Raw genomic sequence first — 18,297 nt, 5'->3', positions numbered from 1 at the left:
ATCTGATTAAGACAGAGCAACCTACAATAGCGCTCTTTATGTCAGGAGTATCTTGCGAAATGCCTCTGGTGCAATTTGAGAATGTAAGCTTTGCCTACGGCGAACGGGCGGTGCTCACCGACGTATCCCTTAGCATTAAGCGTGGGCAAGTGGTCGCCATTATGGGTGGATCTGGCTCAGGCAAAACCACGCTCCTCAAACTCATTGGCGGGCAAATTCGTCCAGACCTTGGCAAGCTCAATGTTGCGGGTGACGATGTTGGCAGTATGAATGAAGCTCGCCTCTACAAGATGCGCGAAAAGCTTGGCTTGTTGTTTCAATTTGGCGCTTTATTTACCGATTTATCCGTCTTCGATAATGTGGCCTTTCCACTGAGAGAACGCAGCAATCTGCCCGAAACGATGATCCACGATTTAGTGCTGATGAAGCTAAACGCGGTTGGCCTGCGTGGTGTCAGCGAGCAGATGCCCTCCGAATTATCCGGTGGGATGGCACGCCGCGTGGCGCTAGCCCGCGCCATTGCGCTAGACCCTGCGGTGATGCTGTACGACGAGCCATTTACAGGGCTAGACCCAATCTCATTGGCCACAATCGGCAAACTTATTCGAGATTTAAACGATGCACTGGGCACGGCATCGGTGATTGTGACCCACGATGTAGAAGAATCGCTTTCGATTGTCGACTATGTCTACTTTTTAGCCGACGGCAAAATTGTGGCAGAAGGCACGCCAGAGCAGGTTCGCGCCTCAACTCACCCCTTTGTAAAACAGTTTATTAATGGTGAAACCGACGGCCCTGTGCCTTTCCACAAACCCGCCGTGCCTTATGCTACGGATCTTGGTCTGGAGCCGCGCCTTGCCTAATTTTTTATTTAAAGCCCTTTCAGCATTAGGCCGACCATTTAGCAACGTCATCATCAAACTGGGCTTTGCCTGCCGCTTTATGCTGGCTATTCTGCGTCATTCTCCTACCTCGCTGATCCGCTTTCAGCTTACAATGCGTGAAATTTGGTTTGCAGGTGTGCTGTCGGTATTGATTATTGGGGTATCGGGCTTATTTGTTGGCATGGTGTTAGCCCTGCAAGGCTACGACACGCTGCAGCGCTTTGGTGCTACCGAATCCTTAGGTATTTTAGTTGCACTGTCCTTAGTTCGTGAGCTTGGCCCCGTGGTTGGAGCCTTACTGTTTGCCAGCCGAGCAGGTTCTGCCATTACCGCAGAAATCGGCCTAATGAAAGCCACCGAGCAATTAGCCGCCATGGAAATGATGGCGGTTAACCCAATTGCCCGTGTCGTTGCTCCGCGCTTTTGGGGTGGCGTAATTTCTATGCCGCTACTGGCGGCTATGTTTAGCGCGATGGGGATTTTTGGTGGTTATTTAGTCGGCGTAAAACTGCTGGGCTTAGATGAAGGCGCTTTTTGGTCGCAAATGCAAAGCGCCGTTGATTTTCGTCAAGACGTCATCAATGGCGTGATAAAGAGTGTGGTGTTTGGTGTTGCCATCTCACTGATCGCCGTTTTTGAAGGCTACGACGCACCGCCCACCGCCGAAGGCGTATCAGGAGCCACCACCCGTACCGTGGTGACAAGCTCGCTGGTGATTCTGGCACTGGATTTTGTACTCACGGCCTTTATGTTTAGAGGCATCTAAAGCAGCAAGCTTAGGTTTTTTCATGATGTGTCAGTTGTCGTTACGTGTCAGATTAAGGGGTTTTTAAAGAATGAAACGAGGCATGATTGATTTTTGGGTAGGCCTATTTGCCGCTGCAGGCATTGCCGCCTTACTGTTTTTATCTTTACGTGTCAGCAGCCAAACCACACTGCCGGCATCGAATAGCTATGAGCTAATTGCAAATTTTGAAAATGTGGGTGGCCTGAAAGTGCGTGCGCCAGTGAAAAGTGCCGGGGTTTTAGTAGGCCGTGTGAGTAGTATCACTCTAGATACAGAGCGTTACGTCGCAAGGGTGAAGCTAGATATGGATAGCCGCTATCATTTTAGTAAAGATGCTTCAGCAGAAATCCTGACCTCTGGCCTCTTGGGTGAGCAATATATTGGTGTGACCTCGGGTGCAGATAGCAAAATGCTTGCCGATGGCAACAGCTTTACCATTACCTCTTCAGCGATCGTGCTGGAGCAATTAATTAGTCGTGTACTGTTTAACAAAGCAGAAACCGCTGGTGAACAAAAATCGGAGCAAAAATAATGAAAAAATGGATCCTTGCCCTCTCAATGGGTTTTATCGCCACCTGTAGCTTAGCTGCAGCAATTGAAGCACCTGAAGTCATCGTTAAAAATGTGAGCCGCGATGTGCTTGATATCATTAAAAAAAATGATAAAGAGCCCCTTAAAGCACGCGATCTTGTTGATGCACGCGTTGCCCCTTTGGCCGATTACAATCGTATGACCATGCTGGCCGTTGGCCGTTACTGGAAAACAGCCACACCAGAGCAGCAGCAAGCCTTAACCCGCGAATTTAGAACCATGCTAGTGCGCACTTACCTATCCGCACTTTCTATTTATAAAAATGCTCAAGTGGATGTAAAAGGCACTCGCCCAGGCAACGATGCAAGCGAAATGGCCGTGCGTACCGAAGTTAGCCTACCAGGGCAAAAACCGATCCCACTCGATTTTAGCTTTGAAAAAACCGATGCTGGCTGGAAAACCTACGATATTGCCGTAGATGGCATTAGCTTTATCAATAACAACCGTAATCAATTTAATACGATCATCCGCAAAGACGGCATTGATGGCTTAATCAAGCAGCTCTCTGATCGCAATAACGCACAGCGTAGCGCAAGTAAATGAAAGTGTTTCAAGCCAGTGGCAAGCTCACTTTAGACACGGCCGCAGCACAGCTGACCACCTTGCCAACGCTCAGCCAAGGCGAGCTACTGGAAGTAAATCTTAGCCAAATAAGTGCAGCAGATTCCTCCGCAGTGGCGGTACTACTGCACTGGCTGCGTAATGCACGTAAGCAGGGGGCCGAGCTATGCTTCTCAGAGCTGACTGAAGGCCTAGCTGGGCTGATTCGCCTCTATGGTGTAAGCACAATACTGCCCTTGAAATAGCAGTCTTAAACCACAGAGTAATACGCCGGATTCAGCCTGTGCAGCAAAAAACGGCTAGCAATAATGGTCGATATTTTGTGGGCAGTGCTGTGTTCTGCTTATCCAGCGGGCAGATAATAATTTATCGGCCCGCAACAGGCCAAATCAGCCTAGAATATCGACCTTAATCACTGAATAAACACACACATGCGCCGCCTTCTCCCCCTATTTGCTCTCTTACTTGGCGCATGTGCGACGCCACAGAATAACTACGATCCTATCGAGCCGGTCAATCGTGGCATTTTCGCCTTCAATAATGCGGTTGATAAAGCGGTTCTCAAACCTGCTGCTGAAGCACACGAGAAATATTCACCAGGCCCTATCAAACAAGGCGCGAGCAATTTCTTCGCCAATATTGATGACTTTTTCGCCTCCTTTGGTGCTTTATTACAAGGAAAAGGCTCTGAGGCTGGTCATAGCTTAGGCCGAGTCGCCATCAACAGCACCTTGGGCATGTTTGGCTTAGTCGATTGGGCCAGTGATATGGGGCTGAAAAAAAGCGATGAAGATATCGGCCAAGCCTTAGGTAGCTGGGGAATGGGTTCCGGCCTTTATTTAATGATCCCACTACGTGGCCCAACCACCCTGCGCGATAGCAGTGACCTTGCTGTACGCCTCTTTGCCGATCCTTTAGATATTTGGAATGGCACGCAAGACTTTGGCACACAAATTGCCCGCTATGGCGCTTGGGGCGTAGAACAACGCCGCCAACTGCTGCCTTTAGATCCAATGATCGATGCCCAAGCAGATCCATATGCTTTTTTGCGTGACTCCTACCTACAGCGGCGTTATTACCGTGTATGGGATGGCGCGCCACCTCAACCACTGCAATTAGGCCCAACGGATGCAGAGTTGGATGCTATGGATGCAGCTAAAGCACCCAATGCAAGTGCACCAGCCAGCGCACCAGCCAGTGCCGCAGTTGGAGTAGCTCCTTGAGCGCTATCGTTTTTGATGCCGTAGCCAAGCAATACGGTGATTTCCACGCCTTAAAAGGGGTGAGTTTCACGGTAGAGCAGGGTGATTTTTTTGCGCTACTCGGCCCTAATGGTGCAGGCAAAACCACACTGATCTCTGCTCTAGCAGGGCTTTCCCGCCCAACATCGGGGCAGATCTCGGTGATGGGCTTTGATGTACAAAAAGACTACCGCGAAGCACGCCGCGCCGTCGGAATTGTGCCGCAAGAGTTGGTATTCGATCCCTTTTTTACCGTGCGTGAAACACTGACGTTTCAGTCTGGCTATTTTGGTCTCAGAAATAATCATGCTTGGATTGATGAGATCCTCCACCATTTAGGCCTTACCGATAAAGCCAACAGCAATATGCGTGCGCTCTCTGGTGGTATGAAGCGCCGAGTGATGGTGGCGCAGGCCTTAGTGCATCGTCCACCAGTGATTGTATTAGACGAGCCAACGGCAGGCGTTGACGTTGAGCTGCGTAAAACACTCTGGGATTTTATCCGCCGCCTCAATAAAGACGGCCACACCATTGTGCTGACTACGCATTATTTAGAAGAAGCCGAAACACTGTGCAATCGCATCGCCATGCTCAAAAAAGGTGAACTCATTTCACTAGAAGACAAAGACACGCTAATGAGCCGTGGCGCTGCGCGTGAATTGTTCATCAAGATTAAGCCTGCCGTACTGCCCGCGTCCTTAGCCCCCTTGCTGATTTGCGAAAGAGACAGCGGCTTTGAGCTAAAACTAGCAGATTGCACAGACCTTGAAGCCATCTTAAGCGAGCTTAGAAATAACGCCGTGCAGCTCAGAGATATCGAAGTCGGCAAAGCCGATCTGGAAACCATTTTTGTGGATATGATGCAGTAAAGCGGGCACGATATTGTACCCACGCGACTTCCAGATACTTAGACTGAAAGCCCAGATCTTGAACCACGGAGGACACAGAGAACGCGGAGCTACACGGAGAAAACCTGCAAACTAAGCGTGGCTGATATTTATCACACTCTTGCTTTACCCTCCTTTTCCTCCGTGGTTCAAGATTTGGGTTTTATACAAAACTCTGGCGCTCAAATGCACAAGGTTTCTCCTAAATAGTTTTTTACAAATGCCCAACCCGCCAAGACGAGATTATGCAAGGCTTTTACACGCTGTTTTATAAAGAAGTACTGCGCTTTTGGAAAGTTGCTTTTCAGACCGTTGCTGCGCCCGTGCTCACTGCACTGATGTATCTGCTGATCTTTGCCCATGTACTTGATAGCCATGTAGAGCCTTATCCTGGTGTGCAATACACGGCGTTTTTGATTCCTGGCTTAGTGATGATGTCGATTTTGCAAAATAGTTTTGCTAACTCTTCATCCAGCCTGATTCAATCCAAAGTCACCGGCAGCCTGATTTTTGCACTGCTACCACCGCTATCCCACCTAGAGTTTTTCCTAGCCTACCTGCTTGCCGCCATGGTGCGTGGGCTGGTGGTAGGGGCAGGCGTACTGGTGATGACGATGTGGTTTAATCTGCCCGCCTTTGCTCATCCTTTATGGATTTTAGCCTTTGCACTGACTAGCTCTGCACTCATGGCCGCGCTTGGCATACTGGCAGGGATTTGGGCAGAAAAATACGATCAGCTTGCCGCGTTTCAAAACTTTTTGATCATGCCGCTCACGTTTTTATCTGGCGTGTTTTATTCCATCCATAGCTTGCCTGCTTTTTGGCAGAGCATCTCGAGCTGGAACCCAATTTTTTATATGATTGATGGTTTCCGCTACGGCTTCTTTGGTGTGAGCGATGTATCGCCTTGGCATGCTTTTGCTGTCGCGCTGCTCTCACTAAGCGTTTTATCAAGTGCGGCTTACGCATTAATCAAATCTGGCTATAAATTAAGGCATTAATCAATCTATGACTCCCGAATCAGTACAAGCCTTGCTTGCCGAGCGCCTCGCCGCAACTGCCGTTGAAGTAAATGGCGACGGCCATCACTTTTATGCCCGTATTGCCTCCCCTCGCTTTGAAGGTCTTGGTTTATTAGCCCGCCATCGTTTGGTTAAAGAATCGGTTAAACCAGAGCTCGACTCTGGTGAATTGCACGCCCTGTCGCTAGAAAAAACGCTGACGCCTAACGAATGGGCAGAGCAATTCCAATGAGCCAAGAGGATCGCTTCAATCTAGACGCCATTGAAAATAATCGCGCCAAGCTTGAGCAAGCCATCGTTGAAGCCAGAAAACCACTGGATCACAGCTCGCAAAAGCTGGCGGCCCTGACCAATCTACCTTGGCTGATCGCAGGCCTTGCCGCGCTGCTTTGGTATTGCTTTAAATAACAACCCTAATGAAATCGGTGTACAAACACTGCACACCCTAAACGACCAAAAAACCACAAATCACGCTTTTGTGCTTTTAGTGGACAACAACTGAGTTAGAAAAATGGACAAACTAAGAATTATCGGTGGCAACCCAATCTCCGGCGAAATCTCAATTTCTGGTGCAAAAAACGCCGCCCTGCCGATTTTATGCGCTAGCTTACTGACTGCAGGCACTTTGCGCCTGACCAATGTTCCGCAATTAGCTGACGTTAAAACCACGCAAAAACTGCTGCAAGGCATGGGCGTGCGGGTAATGACCGATAATGTCCACGAATACGAAATCACCGCCAATGAAGTCACCACCCTGATCGCCCCTTACGAGCTGGTTAAAACCATGCGCGCATCGATTTTGGTACTTGGGCCTACTTTAGCTCGCTTTGGTGAAGCTCAGGTTTCCCTGCCAGGAGGATGCGCCATTGGCGCACGCCCAGTAGATCAGCACATCAAAGGCCTGCAAGCTATGGGTGCAGACATTGTGATTGAGCACGGCTATGTAAAAGCCAGCGGCAAGCTCAAAGGCGCACGCATTGTTTGCGATATGGTCACCGTAACCGGCACAGAAAATCTGCTGATGGCGGCCACACTGGCAGACGGCATTACGATTATCGAAAACGCCGCGCGTGAACCCGAAGTGGTTGATCTGGCAGATTGCCTAATCAAAATGGGCGCAAAAATCAGTGGCCATGGCACAGATACCATTACTATCGAAGGTGTGGCCGAGCTGCATGGCGCAGAACACGCCATTGTGCCGGATCGCATCGAAACCGGTACTTTCCTGATTGCTGCGGCTGTGGCGCAAGGCAAGCTGGTATTACGCAATACCCGCGCCGATATCATGGAAGCGGTACTAGAAAAGCTGCGCGAAGCTGGTGCGTATATCGAAGCAGGTGACGATTGGATCGCTATCGATATGAAACAACGCCCTAAGGCTGTAAATATCCGCACCATGCCCTACCCTGCCTTCCCAACCGATATGCAAGCACAATTTATGTTGCTGAACTGCGTAGCGGAAGGCACGGGCATCATTACCGAAACCATCTTTGAAAACCGCTTTATGCACGCCCCTGAGCTAATCCGCATGGGTGCAAAAATCAATACCGAAGGCAACACCGCGATTGTGACTGGGGTAGAAAAGCTAGAAGGTGCAACCGTAATGGCAACCGACCTTCGTGCATCGGCCTCTTTAGTGATTGCAGGGATGATCGCCACTGGTGAAACCATTGTTGATCGCATCTACCACCTCGACCGTGGCTACGAACATATCGAACGCAAATTGTCGGCGGTTGGTGCGCAAATCGAAAGAATTTCCTAAATGTTTGTTGGGCACGGCGTGCCGTGTCCCTACTCCTGGGTACCCCATGTTGATCTTCAATCCCAAACCCGCAGCAGAAGAGCAGGACGATAAGCCGCGTCCTCCTTCACAAAACGAAAAAGGCGCTGCCGCACTGGCCCATCTAGCTGGGGTATTTTGGCTGCCCATTTTGCCGATGGCGGTGCTGGCGTTGTTGATTCCAGTGCTGGTGCTGCAATTTGCGCGCGTACATTCAGATTTTGTTGAACAACATGCCATTAACGCCTGCAATTTTCAGCTTTTAATGGGCTGCTTTTATGCCTTGGCAATGCTGGCAGGTTTTGCCCTACAAAGCCCGCTCCCCCTTTGGTGGGTGGCCATAGGCTCCGCTATTTTTGCACTATGGGAAGGTGCAAAAGCCATCAACGGCTGGCCTTCTAAATACCCCGTTTCGCTTAAATTGTTTAAATAATGACCATAAGGCACGGCATGCCGTGCCCCTACATTGCAAAATAATCACCTGAGGCCACGGCGTGCCGTGCCCTTACATTACAGAATAATTGCTACTGGGCTCGGCTGCCGCGCCCCCTACACGGGTACACACCATGATTACCATTGCACTGTCTAAAGGTCGTATCTTCGAGGAAACGCTGCCGCTGCTGGCCGCCGCAGGCATTGTGCCCAGTGAGGCTCCAGAATCCAGCCGCAAGCTGATTATTGGCACCAATATGGACGATGTGCGGCTCATCATTGTCCGTGCAACCGATGTACCAACCTATGTGCAATACGGCGCTGCCGATTTAGGCATTGCCGGTAAGGATGTGCTGCTAGAGCACGGTGGTGCGGGCCTCTATCTACCGCTCGACTTAGATATCGCCAAATGCCGCCTCATGGTGGCAGTGCAACAGGGCTTTGATTACGAAGGTGCAGTTAAGCAAGGTGCGCGTTTACGCATTGCCACCAAATACACCCAGTGCGCCCGTGAGCACTTTGCTAATAAGGGCGTACACGTCGATCTAATCAAGCTCTACGGCTCGATGGAGCTGGCCCCACTGGTGGGCCTAGCCGATGCCATCGTTGATCTGGTGTCCACAGGAAGCACGCTTAAAGCCAATAATCTGGTGGCGGTAGAAGACATCCGTGAGATTAGCTCACGCCTGGTGGTAAATCAGGCCTCGCTCAAGCTAAAACACGAGCGCATCCAGCCCATGCTGGATGCCTTTGCCGCAACGGTAGCCGCGCGTAACGCTTAAATACCGCCTCTCGCACGTAAACTGAATGCCCTCATCACCGTGAGGGCATTATTTTTGCGAGTAAGTAGTGAATCACAAGTTTTCATAAATTTTAAGCGGGCTAAAAAAGCGTCACACACACGTGCTTTTGCCAGGGATCCAGTAACCTAGCGGGAGTGACAATGCTGATTTTCGAAATACTCGCGAACGGATGACCCAGTACTTATTGATATTTGAATCCACTGATTTCAAGCAGATGAATACGCCTGATAATCTGCTCAATTCCAAATCAATATTTAATGCTCAGCGCATTGAATAATCACAAATACAAAGTAATTAATTAATTCGCATTGACATTAATTAATTATTGGGTAGAATCCGCCACATATTAACTATCTAAGAGGCTGTCTGTGGACAACGACGGATGTAATCAATCTGTGTTTGTAACCGCGGTATAGCAGGATAAAGTAGATTCAATCTGCCATATCCTGTTACGCAGGGTGTGGTGTCTTTTGGCTTTTGGCCGCCCGTACTCACCTATTCCATTGTTGCTGAAAAAATCAGCGCTTAATAAACAGCCGCTACGCTTATGCGTACGGGGTTTAATGGGCCGGTACATGCTTATTGATTTGGCTCTTCAGGAGCCGCGCATCCTCCCCTAACCGGAGGAAAATCATGCATTATCTAAAAAAACTCATCCTTGCCCTAAGGGCTGTGCACGGCCGTAAAACCAATAACTCACAGTATTTTTTACAAATTACCAGTGCAGAATCCAGCATCAGCAATCTGCGCAAGCTATTGATTCAAAATCTAAATCATTTAGGCCTGCACGCGCAGCAGCTGAAGATCTTTCGCCTGCCCGAAGGAAAATACTGCCTGTCGGTCTTGCTGCATCTATCAGCTCATCTGCAGCAAAATTTTAATCAAATGGCCATCAGTCTCAGCCAGCACCACGATGTAAACCAAATCAAATGGGGCTTAAGGCGTAGAGCGATGGCTAGCCAAGCACATTAATCAGTTGGTGTTAACTAAGTAGATAGGCAAAAGTTTTCTTGCATCGTTGTCTTGCCTTGTCGTACTAACTGTACTGCCTGCGGCTTCGACGCCTTGCCATAAAACTTTTGCACAAGTACTTACCTTAAGTTAACGGCCAATTATATTAATTTATAATTAATCCATTTAATTAATGGAGAGGATATGCTCGTTCTTAATATTTGATATGGGCTTTTAATCTTTCTATTATTTATTTCTAAGGAATAAAACCATGCCTGACCAACCGATACCGCTCGCTGAATTGCAATTAAGCAATTCAGCGAGCGAATTAAATCTCCGTATTCATTTTAGCGCCACATCTGTGCGCAAGGGGACTGCTTTGCTTAAATAATGCATCGCACCCCTGCACGCTGGTGAACAGGAATAAGCAGCATGACGCAAAATCACACACCAGCTCATCCGCAACACCCCAAAGCCTTAAGCGACAGCCAAGCTGCCGAACTCTTACATACACATGGCCTTAACGAAGTAGCTCACGATAAGCCGCCACACGCCATCATCCAGCTCTATCTCGCGTTTAAAAACCCTTTTGTAATGGTGCTCTTGGTCTTGGCCATCATCACCTATATCACCGATGTGCAAATGGTTGGCCCAGAAGAACAAAGCTGGATAGGGATTATCATCCTCACCACCATGGTGACCTTAAGCGCCTTATTACGCTTTTTTCAGGAATACCGTACCGGTAAATCCGCTGAAAAACTCAAATCCCTCGTCAGCAACACCGCCACCGTATTACGCACCAGCGCCACGGGCCAAGCACGCAAACTAGAAGTGCCAATGAGCAATGTGGTAGTTGGCGATATTGTTTATTTGCAAGCGGGCGATATGATTCCGGCCGATATCGAGCTGCTAGAGTCGCGTGATTTATTTGTCAGCCAAGCCGTACTCAGCGGCGAAGCGCTGCCGGTGGAGAAATACGATACCTTAGGCGATGTCGCAGAAAAATCAGCCGAGTCCAGCAGTAGCGAGGCAGAAAGCCTACTCGATAACAACAATATCTGCTTTATGGGTACCAATGTGGTGAGCGGCACAGCCTGCGCTAGGGTGGTTGCTACCGGCAGCCAAACCTATTTTGGCGCTCTAGCCAAAAACGTGCTGAGCCATAAGCGGGTGGAAACCAGTTTTGACCGTGGGGTAAGCAGCGTTTCATGGTTATTAATTCGTTTTATGCTGGTGATGGTGCCGATTGTCTTTCTGATTAATGGCCTCACCAAGGGCGATTGGCTATCTGCCCTGACCTTTGCCATGGCGGTTGCGGTGGGCTTAACCCCAGAAATGTTGCCGATGATTGTTTCTGCCAATTTGGCCAAGGGCGCAATCGCCATGGCCAAGCGCAAAGTGGTGGTTAAGCGGCTTAATTCGGTACAAAACTTCGGCGCGATGGATGTGTTATGTACCGATAAAACCGGTACCTTGACCCAAGATAAAATCATTTTGGAAGAGCACTTCAACTGCCAAGGCAAGCTTGACGAAGGGATTTTGCAACTGGCGTGGCTCAATAGCGTTCACCAGAGCGGCATTAAAAACCTGATGGATATTGCGGTGCTGGAACGCGCCAAAGATGTGAGTGATTTACCTAGGAATTACCACAAGGTAGACGAATTACCCTTTGATTTTATCCGCCGCCGCTTAACCGTCGTTGTCGCCGATCAGCAAGATCAGCAGCTGATGATCTGCAAAGGCGCAGTAGAAGAAATACTGGCGGTATCGACCCACTATCAAGCGGGCTCTAATATCCTTGCCTTAGATACCGCCGCTAAAGCCCACTTACTCAGCCAGACTCAAGCCTATAACGAACAAGGGTTCCGTGTTTTATTAGTGGCGACTAAAGCCATTGCAAAAAACAAACAGCACTATCTGGTCGCAGATGAAACCGATCTAGTCGTGCGTGGTTTCCTGACCTTTCTTGACCCGCCTAAAGCCTCGGCGGCACCTGCCATCAAGGCGCTGCGTGATTACGGCGTCACCGTTAAGGTGCTGACTGGCGATAATCCTATCGTCACCAGTAAAATTTGCCGCGATGTGGGCTTAGAGCCGGGCATCCCGCTGCTAGGGCCAGAAATCGAAGCGATGGACGATATTGCCCTCTGCCAAGCAGTAAAGGGTTGCACCATCTTTGCCAAGCTCACACCACTGCATAAATCACGGGTGGTAAAAGCGCTACAGGCCAATGGGCACACCGTGGGTTTCTTGGGTGACGGAATTAACGACGCCCCAGCGCTACGCGATGCTGACGTGGGTATTTCGGTGGATAGCGCCGCCGATATCGCCAAGGAAACCGCCGACATTATCTTGTTAGATAAAGATTTGATGGTGCTAGAAGAAGGTGTAATTACTGGCCGAGAAACCTTCGGCAATATCCTGAAATACCTAAATATCACCGCCAGCTCTGCGTTTGGTAATGTGTTTTCGGTCCTGGTGGCATCGGCTTGGCTGCCTTGGGAGCCGATGCTGGCGATGCAATTGCTGATTCAAAACTTAATCTATGATATTTCCCAGATTGTTTTACCTTGGGACAAGATGGATAAAGAATACCTACAGCAGCCACGTAAATGGGAGGCGGGCAATATCCGCCGCTTTATGATCTGGCTTGGCCCAACCTCATCGGTATTTGATATCACTACGTATATTCTGATGTGGACGGTCTTTGGCGCAGGAGCGGCCTATTACGCCCACGGCGGTGGTCAGCTGATTATGAATTCCGGCTGGTTTATTGTTGGCTTAGTCTCGCAAACCTTAGTGGTGCATATGCTACGCACCAAGAAGATTCCTTTTCTGCAAAGCCGCGCAGCATGGCCAGTGATGCTCTCTACCGTGATTGCCGTTGCCATTGGCTGCTGGTTACCCTTTTCGCCCATCGCCGAATCGCTAGGCTTTGTCTCACTCGATTCGTCCTACTGGTACTGGCTAATCGCCACCATGATCGGCTATATGGCACTGGCGCAATTCGTTAAAACCGTTTACATCCGCCGCTATGGGGTGTGGTTTTAAACAACTAAGCGTATCAAAATGCAAACCATAGCCCAATTTTTTTAATATGAAAAAAGGCTTCAGCAGCAAATATGGCGAAAGAATGCCTTTTAACCATATAATTTCATTACCATGATGCAATCAATGTTCTAATGTTTTCTAGGAAAAATGCGGCTCACAAGGCCGCATTTTTATTGGCAAAAAACAGGGGATTAGAACAATTTCAACCCCTGCCACTTTATTGAGCCGTGTGCGGGTAGTGTATATTACTTACATCAATCATAAAAATTCTTAGGTGTTGTGCAGTAATCACAAAATACCTACAGCAGCATGGAAAAAGCTTCATGTAATATATGACCCTCCTCGTAAGACCTTGGTTTAACATGCCCTTTGATCTACTTGCCTCTTTCGCCGCTGCTTTTAATCAAGATCAGCGTCTTATTTCTCTTCAGCTAGGCGACGGGGCAGCATGGGGCCAGCAATTATTGCCCCAGCGAGTAACAGGTAGCGAGGGGATCAATCAGGCTTATTGCTATCAGATTGACTGTCTCTCCCCCGATGGTACTTTAGAACTCAAATCGCTATTGGGCTTGCCGGTGGTATTGGCGATAGAAAACGCCAATGGTGATGCGATTGAGCGTTGCGGGGTGGTTAGTCAGGTAAAGCTTTTAGGTTCTGACGGAGGCTTTGCAAAATACGCACTGACGGTAGAGCCGCCTTTTGCCCTGCTTAGATATCGCCGTACTTCGCGGGTATTCCAAGATTTATCCGCCGTCGATATTGTGAAACAGATACTGGCCGAACATCAGGCTAAGAATCCTGTGTTTGCCTCAGTGCAAACGCTGGATTTCAAATTGTCCGGCGAATACCCGCCCCGCTCTTATTGCCTGCAATATCGCGAAGACGACTACGCCTTTCTATGCCGCTTAATGAAAGAATGCGGTCTATCGTGGCGCTTTGAACATTTGGCGGGTGATTCTCCGCAAGTGCAGCTCGTGATTTTTGATGATGTATTCTCCATCCCCGAAGCTTTAGAGCCCATCGCCCGCTTTCATCGTGCATCAGCAACAGAAGCAAGCGATTCACTCACCGCGTGGAATACGCAGAGGCAAATTGGCAGCAGCTCTGTTTCTCTTGCCAGCTTCGACTACAAAGCCAGCAGTACCAGCCACATTTCAAGCGATAGCGCGATCGACCAAGGTGAAGGTGGGCAACAAATCCAATCAACTCTGGAATATTACGACCCGCAAACGCATTACTACGCCAGCGATTTAGACCAGCTCAGCCACGATGCCAAGCTGCGCCAAGATGCTTTAGACGGGCAAAAGAAATCGTTTACTGGCTCTGGCACTTTACGCAGCTTACAAGCAGGGCAATGGTTCCGCTTAGAAGATCACCCCGCGCATGAATGGGATAGCGCAGAGCAACGCGAGTTTGCCATCACTGAGCTTAAATTCACTGCAAACAATAATTTGCCAGCAGATTTAACCCAGCAACTTGGCTTAGTTGCCCCTAGCCTGCTTGCCACGTCAGCCAAAGATAACGCGCCTTATCAAGCGGACTTTACCGCGCAAAGACGCGGCCAGCCTGTGCTTAGCCATCTGGGCAATCAAGAATTTACCAAGCCCACTAGCCTAGGCGTACAAACAGCTACCGTAGTCGGCCCTGCGGATACAGAAGTCCATACCGACGAGCAAGGCCGCATAAAAATTCAGCTCCATTGGCAGCGTGCCGCTGAGCATCCCGAGTTTGGCGCTAATCTCGACGATAAATCCTCCTGCTGGATACGCGTTTCCATGCCATCTGCCGGTGCAGGCTTTGGCCACCAGTTTATCCCACGTATCGGCCAAGAAGTTCTGGTGGATTTTATCGAGGGAGATATCGACCGGCCCATCGTTACCGCCGTGGTTCACAACGGCAGCCAACCTGTACCCACATTCAGCGGTGCAGGCAGCTTGCCCGCCAATAAAACCCTATCTGGCATCAAGAGTAAAGAATTTGAAGGCGGCCAATACGGCGAGCTGCTGTTTGATGATACCAAGGGCGAAGTCCGCACCAAGTTATCGTGCGAGCACGGTAAAACTCAGCTTAACCTGGGCTATCTGATCCACCCGCGCACCGACGGAAAAGGTGAGCCACGCGGCGAAGGCTTTGAGCTACGCACCGACAAACAAGGTGCGATTCGCGCCAGCGGCTTGCTGATCAGTACCGAAGCCAAGAATGGCGCCTCGGGCAAGCAGCTAGACTACAACCCAGCCCAAAGCCAGCTTGAATCAGCTTTAGCGTTGGCCCAAAGTCTAGGCGAAACGGCCACCAACCAACTCGCTGATACTATCGAAACCGGCGAAGGCGATAAAACCGTCAAGCCAGACAATAGCGCAGGTGGTAAAGCCACCACCGGCCACTTGCACCACCACGTACACGCAAGCAAAAGCTTTGAAGCGGGCAGTAATACCGATAAAGACGGTAAGAGTAAATCCCAAGGTCAGGCAGGTCAGCAAAAGATCATCTTGCTGCACGGCGAGGACGGCGTAGCCATCACCAGCCCGCAAAGCCAGACCATCAGCGCAGGCACAAACTTAGACCTTATCGCCCAAAGAGACAGTAACCAAAGCACCGGCCGCCGCTGGATACACAACGTGGGGTCGCACATCAGCCTGTTTACCGGCGGCATTAAAGACAAAATCACCATGAAACTGATCGCCGCCAAAGGCCAGCTGCAAATGCAGGCCCAAAGCGACGATATCGAGATCACCGCCGACAAAAACGCCAAGTTCACCGCAATCAAAGGCAAGGGCCTGTTCAACGCCAAGCAAGAAATCCTGCTCACCGCCGGTGGTGCTTATATCCGTATCAAAGACGGCAAGATTGAGCTGCATGCACCGGGGAAAGTGAGCATTAAAGGCGGGAGCCATGATTGGGGTGGGCCTGCATCTCTAACTTTACCAAACGCTCCATTTAACCTTGCTGACTTGGATAAGAAATCTGACTTGGAAATTTTATACGAAGATGCAGATGGAAATAGCGTACCAGCCGGTGAAGAAATTAAACTCATCTTTGGTGATGGTAAAAACGAAAAAATAGCGCTTGATGAGTCTGGAAAAGCAACAGTCAAAAATGCGCCATGGGGCGTTTTAAAAGCAGCTCAAACTAAACGTCGTGGAAAATAAATAATGCCAAAAACGTCTTCTAATAAAGAACAAGATGAATTTCAATGTGTAAATATAGACTTGCCAGGTGAAGCAATACAATGCACCCGCTCTAAAAGCAAAATAAAAGTTATCCTTAGAAAGCATCGTGATGTTGTTTTAGACATCAAGCTTCTTAAGGGATTGAATTACACTATAGAATCTGAAGCAAGCCCCTTTTATTCAGTTCGTGATAAAAAGTTAATTACTGCGGGGAAGAAAGTCACTCTAAAAAATGAAGAGCGTCTGCACCTTTGGGTGGCACGTGACTTCAAAGGCCACTTAGTGCTTAAAGCCAGCAATAGTATTATTGGGAAATACAATATAGAAAAATTAGACCCAATCAAGTATGGAGATCTCCCCAAAGAAAAACCCGCGCCATTTATAATTTCATTAAAAAACGACGTTTCCCAAGAGGAAAACAAATCAAGTTCATCAGATGATTTTTTACCTAAGAAAACAGCTCCATTTTCCAGTTCAATTAACCCGAACTCAGAAGCTGCAAACTTTAGAGATAGTTTTATTGAAGAGCCTCATCCAGTTATACAAGTAGTTCAAGTTAAAGAAGAAGGAGCTCCTGAGAAAATTTTGCAATACTTTAGTAAAGGAGGAGGAAAAACTGGGTTAGTTGATTTAGATATAAATGAAGTAGCAACAAGAAACTGGTTATATGGGCAACTTGCAGGAACAACAGCTTACGTTGCAGATAACTGGGAATGGTTAAGAAATAGTGTAGATACAAAAACGGCCAAAGGCACTCGACTTGTAAAGGCTAAATTTCATAAAATAAATGGGAAAATAAAAGTATATTTTTCCGGCTATAGCAAAGTGAACCCCGTCTATAAGCAAGGTGGACATGGCTCATCACACGCTAAGATAATGCAAATATTTTCAGGGACTGGAAGCATAAAAAGTGCTTTTTCTTCCGCTTGGAATACAATCAAAGGATCATTTAAAAGCAATGCACTAATCAGCTTATGTTTTTCAACTGTAACTGCATTTTTAGAATGGCAATCGGACTCGAAAAATGATGCTTATGATTTCATATCAAATGTAATAATATCTTTAATTAAAACTGTATTAGCGGCCGCGTTAGCATCGATAATAACAGCGATAGTTGTTCTTTTACTATCATTTTTATTAACGGGGGCTATTCCTATATTAGCGATTGGTACATTTGGAATATTTGCATCAATTTTTATAAATTATAATTTAGACATTATTGACAAAAAAGCAGGCATGAAATTAAATGGTGAGAATAATGGGATTTCCGGTTATGCAGCCCCAAAATTAAGAATGGCTGGAGCGGCCATAAGCGAGGCATGGAGCTATTTAAAAACAAAATCAGAAAAAGAGTACGAGGAGTTCGTTTTATGGTAAGCAAAAAAAAAACTAGCCTTTATGGCCCAGAAGATATTAACTTTGTTATTAAAATATGTAGTATTGGTACCTTTATGTTTTTTTCTTTAGGCATAAGTACAGATTTTTTTCTATACGGGGACAATACTACTACCGACAATAAAAAATGGATTTTTGGATTTACTTTTCTGACCATTTGTTTATCCGTTCTTACGTTTCTTTTTTTCTCTAAAAAAACGTCTTTAATACAGAAATGGGGTGGATCAACAACGATATGCCTGTTTTCCGTGTCATATTTAGTAACTAATTCAGTAATAAACCCATATATTTTCAACTCCATGCCTTGGCATTTTCAGCTTTTAGGGCTATTTATTGGTATTGGTGCTAATTTGTGGTGGACTGCTTATACAGCTAAAAGTATTCATAATATATTTTACAATCCAGCACTAGCGGCCATTTTGTACAAAGAAGAGGACAACCAATTCATATACAAAAATGGAATCCAACAAATTATTATTGAAAATAAATTAAAGCGGCATTACCTCCCTAACCCTATTGTCTGGGTAATTCTTATTCCGCTACAACCTCTTTCATTTTTTATACATAAAATAATAATCAACAATCTTGGAATTAATTATTTCACTGTATTTATTTCTGCCCTCGCACTGCCTCTTTCTTTAATGTTTAACGGACTAATTGTAACTACGGTACTCGTATATTTTTACTACCCTTTAAAACTGAGAAAGTTAACTGGAAAATATGTTGGTATTGAGTTTTAGAA

The 18,297-nt window shown here is 47.6% G+C and carries 18 protein-coding genes; all 18 read left to right on the top strand.

Annotation, left to right across the window (positions count from 1 at the left end; genetic code table 11):
- The first annotated feature begins 59 nt into the window (after positions 1–59).
- The 18 genes from R6242_RS02560 (at position 60) to R6242_RS02475 (ending at position 18,295) form a co-directional block, all read left to right on the top strand.
- Positions 60–863, top strand: a complete 804-nt coding sequence (locus tag R6242_RS02560; protein ID WP_412099456.1) for an ABC transporter ATP-binding protein — start codon at positions 60–62, stop codon at positions 861–863.
- Positions 856–1,650, top strand: coding sequence for a lipid asymmetry maintenance ABC transporter permease subunit MlaE (gene mlaE, locus R6242_RS02555; protein ID WP_293931922.1), 795 nt, complete (start codon positions 856–858; stop codon positions 1,648–1,650). The genes R6242_RS02560 and mlaE overlap by 8 nt, the downstream gene beginning before the upstream one ends.
- A gap of 82 nt (positions 1,651–1,732) precedes the next feature.
- Complete coding sequence (gene mlaD, locus R6242_RS02550; RefSeq protein WP_412099454.1) at positions 1,733–2,203, top strand: outer membrane lipid asymmetry maintenance protein MlaD; 471 nt, start codon at positions 1,733–1,735, stop codon at positions 2,201–2,203.
- Positions 2,203–2,805 (top strand): phospholipid-binding protein MlaC, encoded by a 603-nt coding sequence (locus R6242_RS02545; RefSeq protein WP_293931925.1) that lies wholly within the window; start codon positions 2,203–2,205, stop codon positions 2,803–2,805. The genes mlaD and R6242_RS02545 overlap by 1 nt, the downstream gene beginning before the upstream one ends.
- Positions 2,802–3,068 (top strand): lipid asymmetry maintenance protein MlaB, encoded by a 267-nt coding sequence (locus R6242_RS02540; RefSeq protein WP_318423366.1) that lies wholly within the window; start codon positions 2,802–2,804, stop codon positions 3,066–3,068. The genes R6242_RS02545 and R6242_RS02540 overlap by 4 nt, the downstream gene beginning before the upstream one ends.
- Positions 3,069–3,254: 186 nt before the next feature.
- Complete coding sequence (locus R6242_RS02535) at positions 3,255–4,046, top strand: VacJ family lipoprotein (protein ID WP_318423365.1); 792 nt, start codon at positions 3,255–3,257, stop codon at positions 4,044–4,046.
- The gene (locus tag R6242_RS02530) at positions 4,043–4,933 is read left to right on the top strand and encodes an ABC transporter ATP-binding protein (RefSeq protein ID WP_318423363.1); all 891 of its coding nucleotides are present in this window, start codon (positions 4,043–4,045) and stop codon (positions 4,931–4,933) included. The genes R6242_RS02535 and R6242_RS02530 overlap by 4 nt, the downstream gene beginning before the upstream one ends.
- Positions 4,934–5,196: 263 nt before the next feature.
- Positions 5,197–5,952, top strand: a complete 756-nt coding sequence (locus R6242_RS02525) for an ABC transporter permease (RefSeq protein ID WP_318423361.1) — start codon at positions 5,197–5,199, stop codon at positions 5,950–5,952.
- 7 nt (positions 5,953–5,959) lie between these two features.
- A complete protein-coding gene (locus R6242_RS02520; RefSeq protein ID WP_318423359.1) occupies positions 5,960–6,205 on the top strand; it encodes a BolA family protein in 246 nt (81 codons plus the stop codon).
- Positions 6,202–6,381 carry a hypothetical protein gene (locus R6242_RS02515; protein WP_318423357.1) on the top strand — a complete coding sequence of 60 codons (180 nt, stop codon included), beginning with the start codon at positions 6,202–6,204 and terminating at the stop codon, positions 6,379–6,381. The genes R6242_RS02520 and R6242_RS02515 overlap by 4 nt, the downstream gene beginning before the upstream one ends.
- 103 nt (positions 6,382–6,484) lie before the next feature.
- Positions 6,485–7,735, top strand: a complete 1,251-nt coding sequence (gene murA, locus R6242_RS02510) for a UDP-N-acetylglucosamine 1-carboxyvinyltransferase (RefSeq protein WP_318423355.1) — start codon at positions 6,485–6,487, stop codon at positions 7,733–7,735.
- Between the two features lie 46 nt (positions 7,736–7,781).
- On the top strand, positions 7,782–8,186 hold the full coding sequence (locus R6242_RS02505; protein ID WP_293931942.1) for a DUF4870 domain-containing protein: 405 nt from the start codon (positions 7,782–7,784) through the stop codon (positions 8,184–8,186).
- A 133-nt stretch (positions 8,187–8,319) separates the two neighbouring features.
- Positions 8,320–8,967: an ATP phosphoribosyltransferase gene (gene hisG / locus R6242_RS02500; RefSeq protein WP_318423353.1), complete on the top strand. Its 648-nt coding sequence runs from the start codon at positions 8,320–8,322 to the stop codon at positions 8,965–8,967.
- Positions 8,968–9,621: 654 nt separating this feature from the next.
- A complete protein-coding gene (locus tag R6242_RS02495) occupies positions 9,622–9,960 on the top strand; it encodes a hypothetical protein (RefSeq protein WP_318423352.1) in 339 nt (112 codons plus the stop codon).
- A 411-nt stretch (positions 9,961–10,371) separates the two neighbouring features.
- Entirely contained in the window at positions 10,372–12,990 is a 2,619-nt protein-coding gene (mgtA, locus tag R6242_RS02490) for a magnesium-translocating P-type ATPase (RefSeq protein WP_318423350.1), read from the top strand.
- Positions 12,991–13,352: 362 nt separating this feature from the next.
- Positions 13,353–16,139: a type VI secretion system Vgr family protein gene (locus R6242_RS02485; RefSeq protein ID WP_318423348.1), complete on the top strand. Its 2,787-nt coding sequence runs from the start codon at positions 13,353–13,355 to the stop codon at positions 16,137–16,139.
- A gap of 3 nt (positions 16,140–16,142) precedes the next feature.
- Positions 16,143–17,537 (top strand): hypothetical protein, encoded by a 1,395-nt coding sequence (locus R6242_RS02480; protein WP_318423347.1) that lies wholly within the window; start codon positions 16,143–16,145, stop codon positions 17,535–17,537.
- Positions 17,531–18,295, top strand: coding sequence for a hypothetical protein (locus R6242_RS02475; protein ID WP_318423345.1), 765 nt, complete (start codon positions 17,531–17,533; stop codon positions 18,293–18,295). Before R6242_RS02480 ends, R6242_RS02475 begins: the two co-directional genes overlap by 7 nt.
- The last annotated feature ends 2 nt before the right edge of the window (positions 18,296–18,297 follow it).

The sequence above is a fragment of the Iodobacter sp. CM08 genome, from assembly GCF_033446605.1.
Lineage (GTDB): Bacteria > Pseudomonadota > Gammaproteobacteria > Burkholderiales > Chitinibacteraceae > Iodobacter.
The sequence above is the reverse complement of the archived record's forward strand: the minus strand, read 5'-3'. Positions and strand labels throughout refer to the sequence as shown.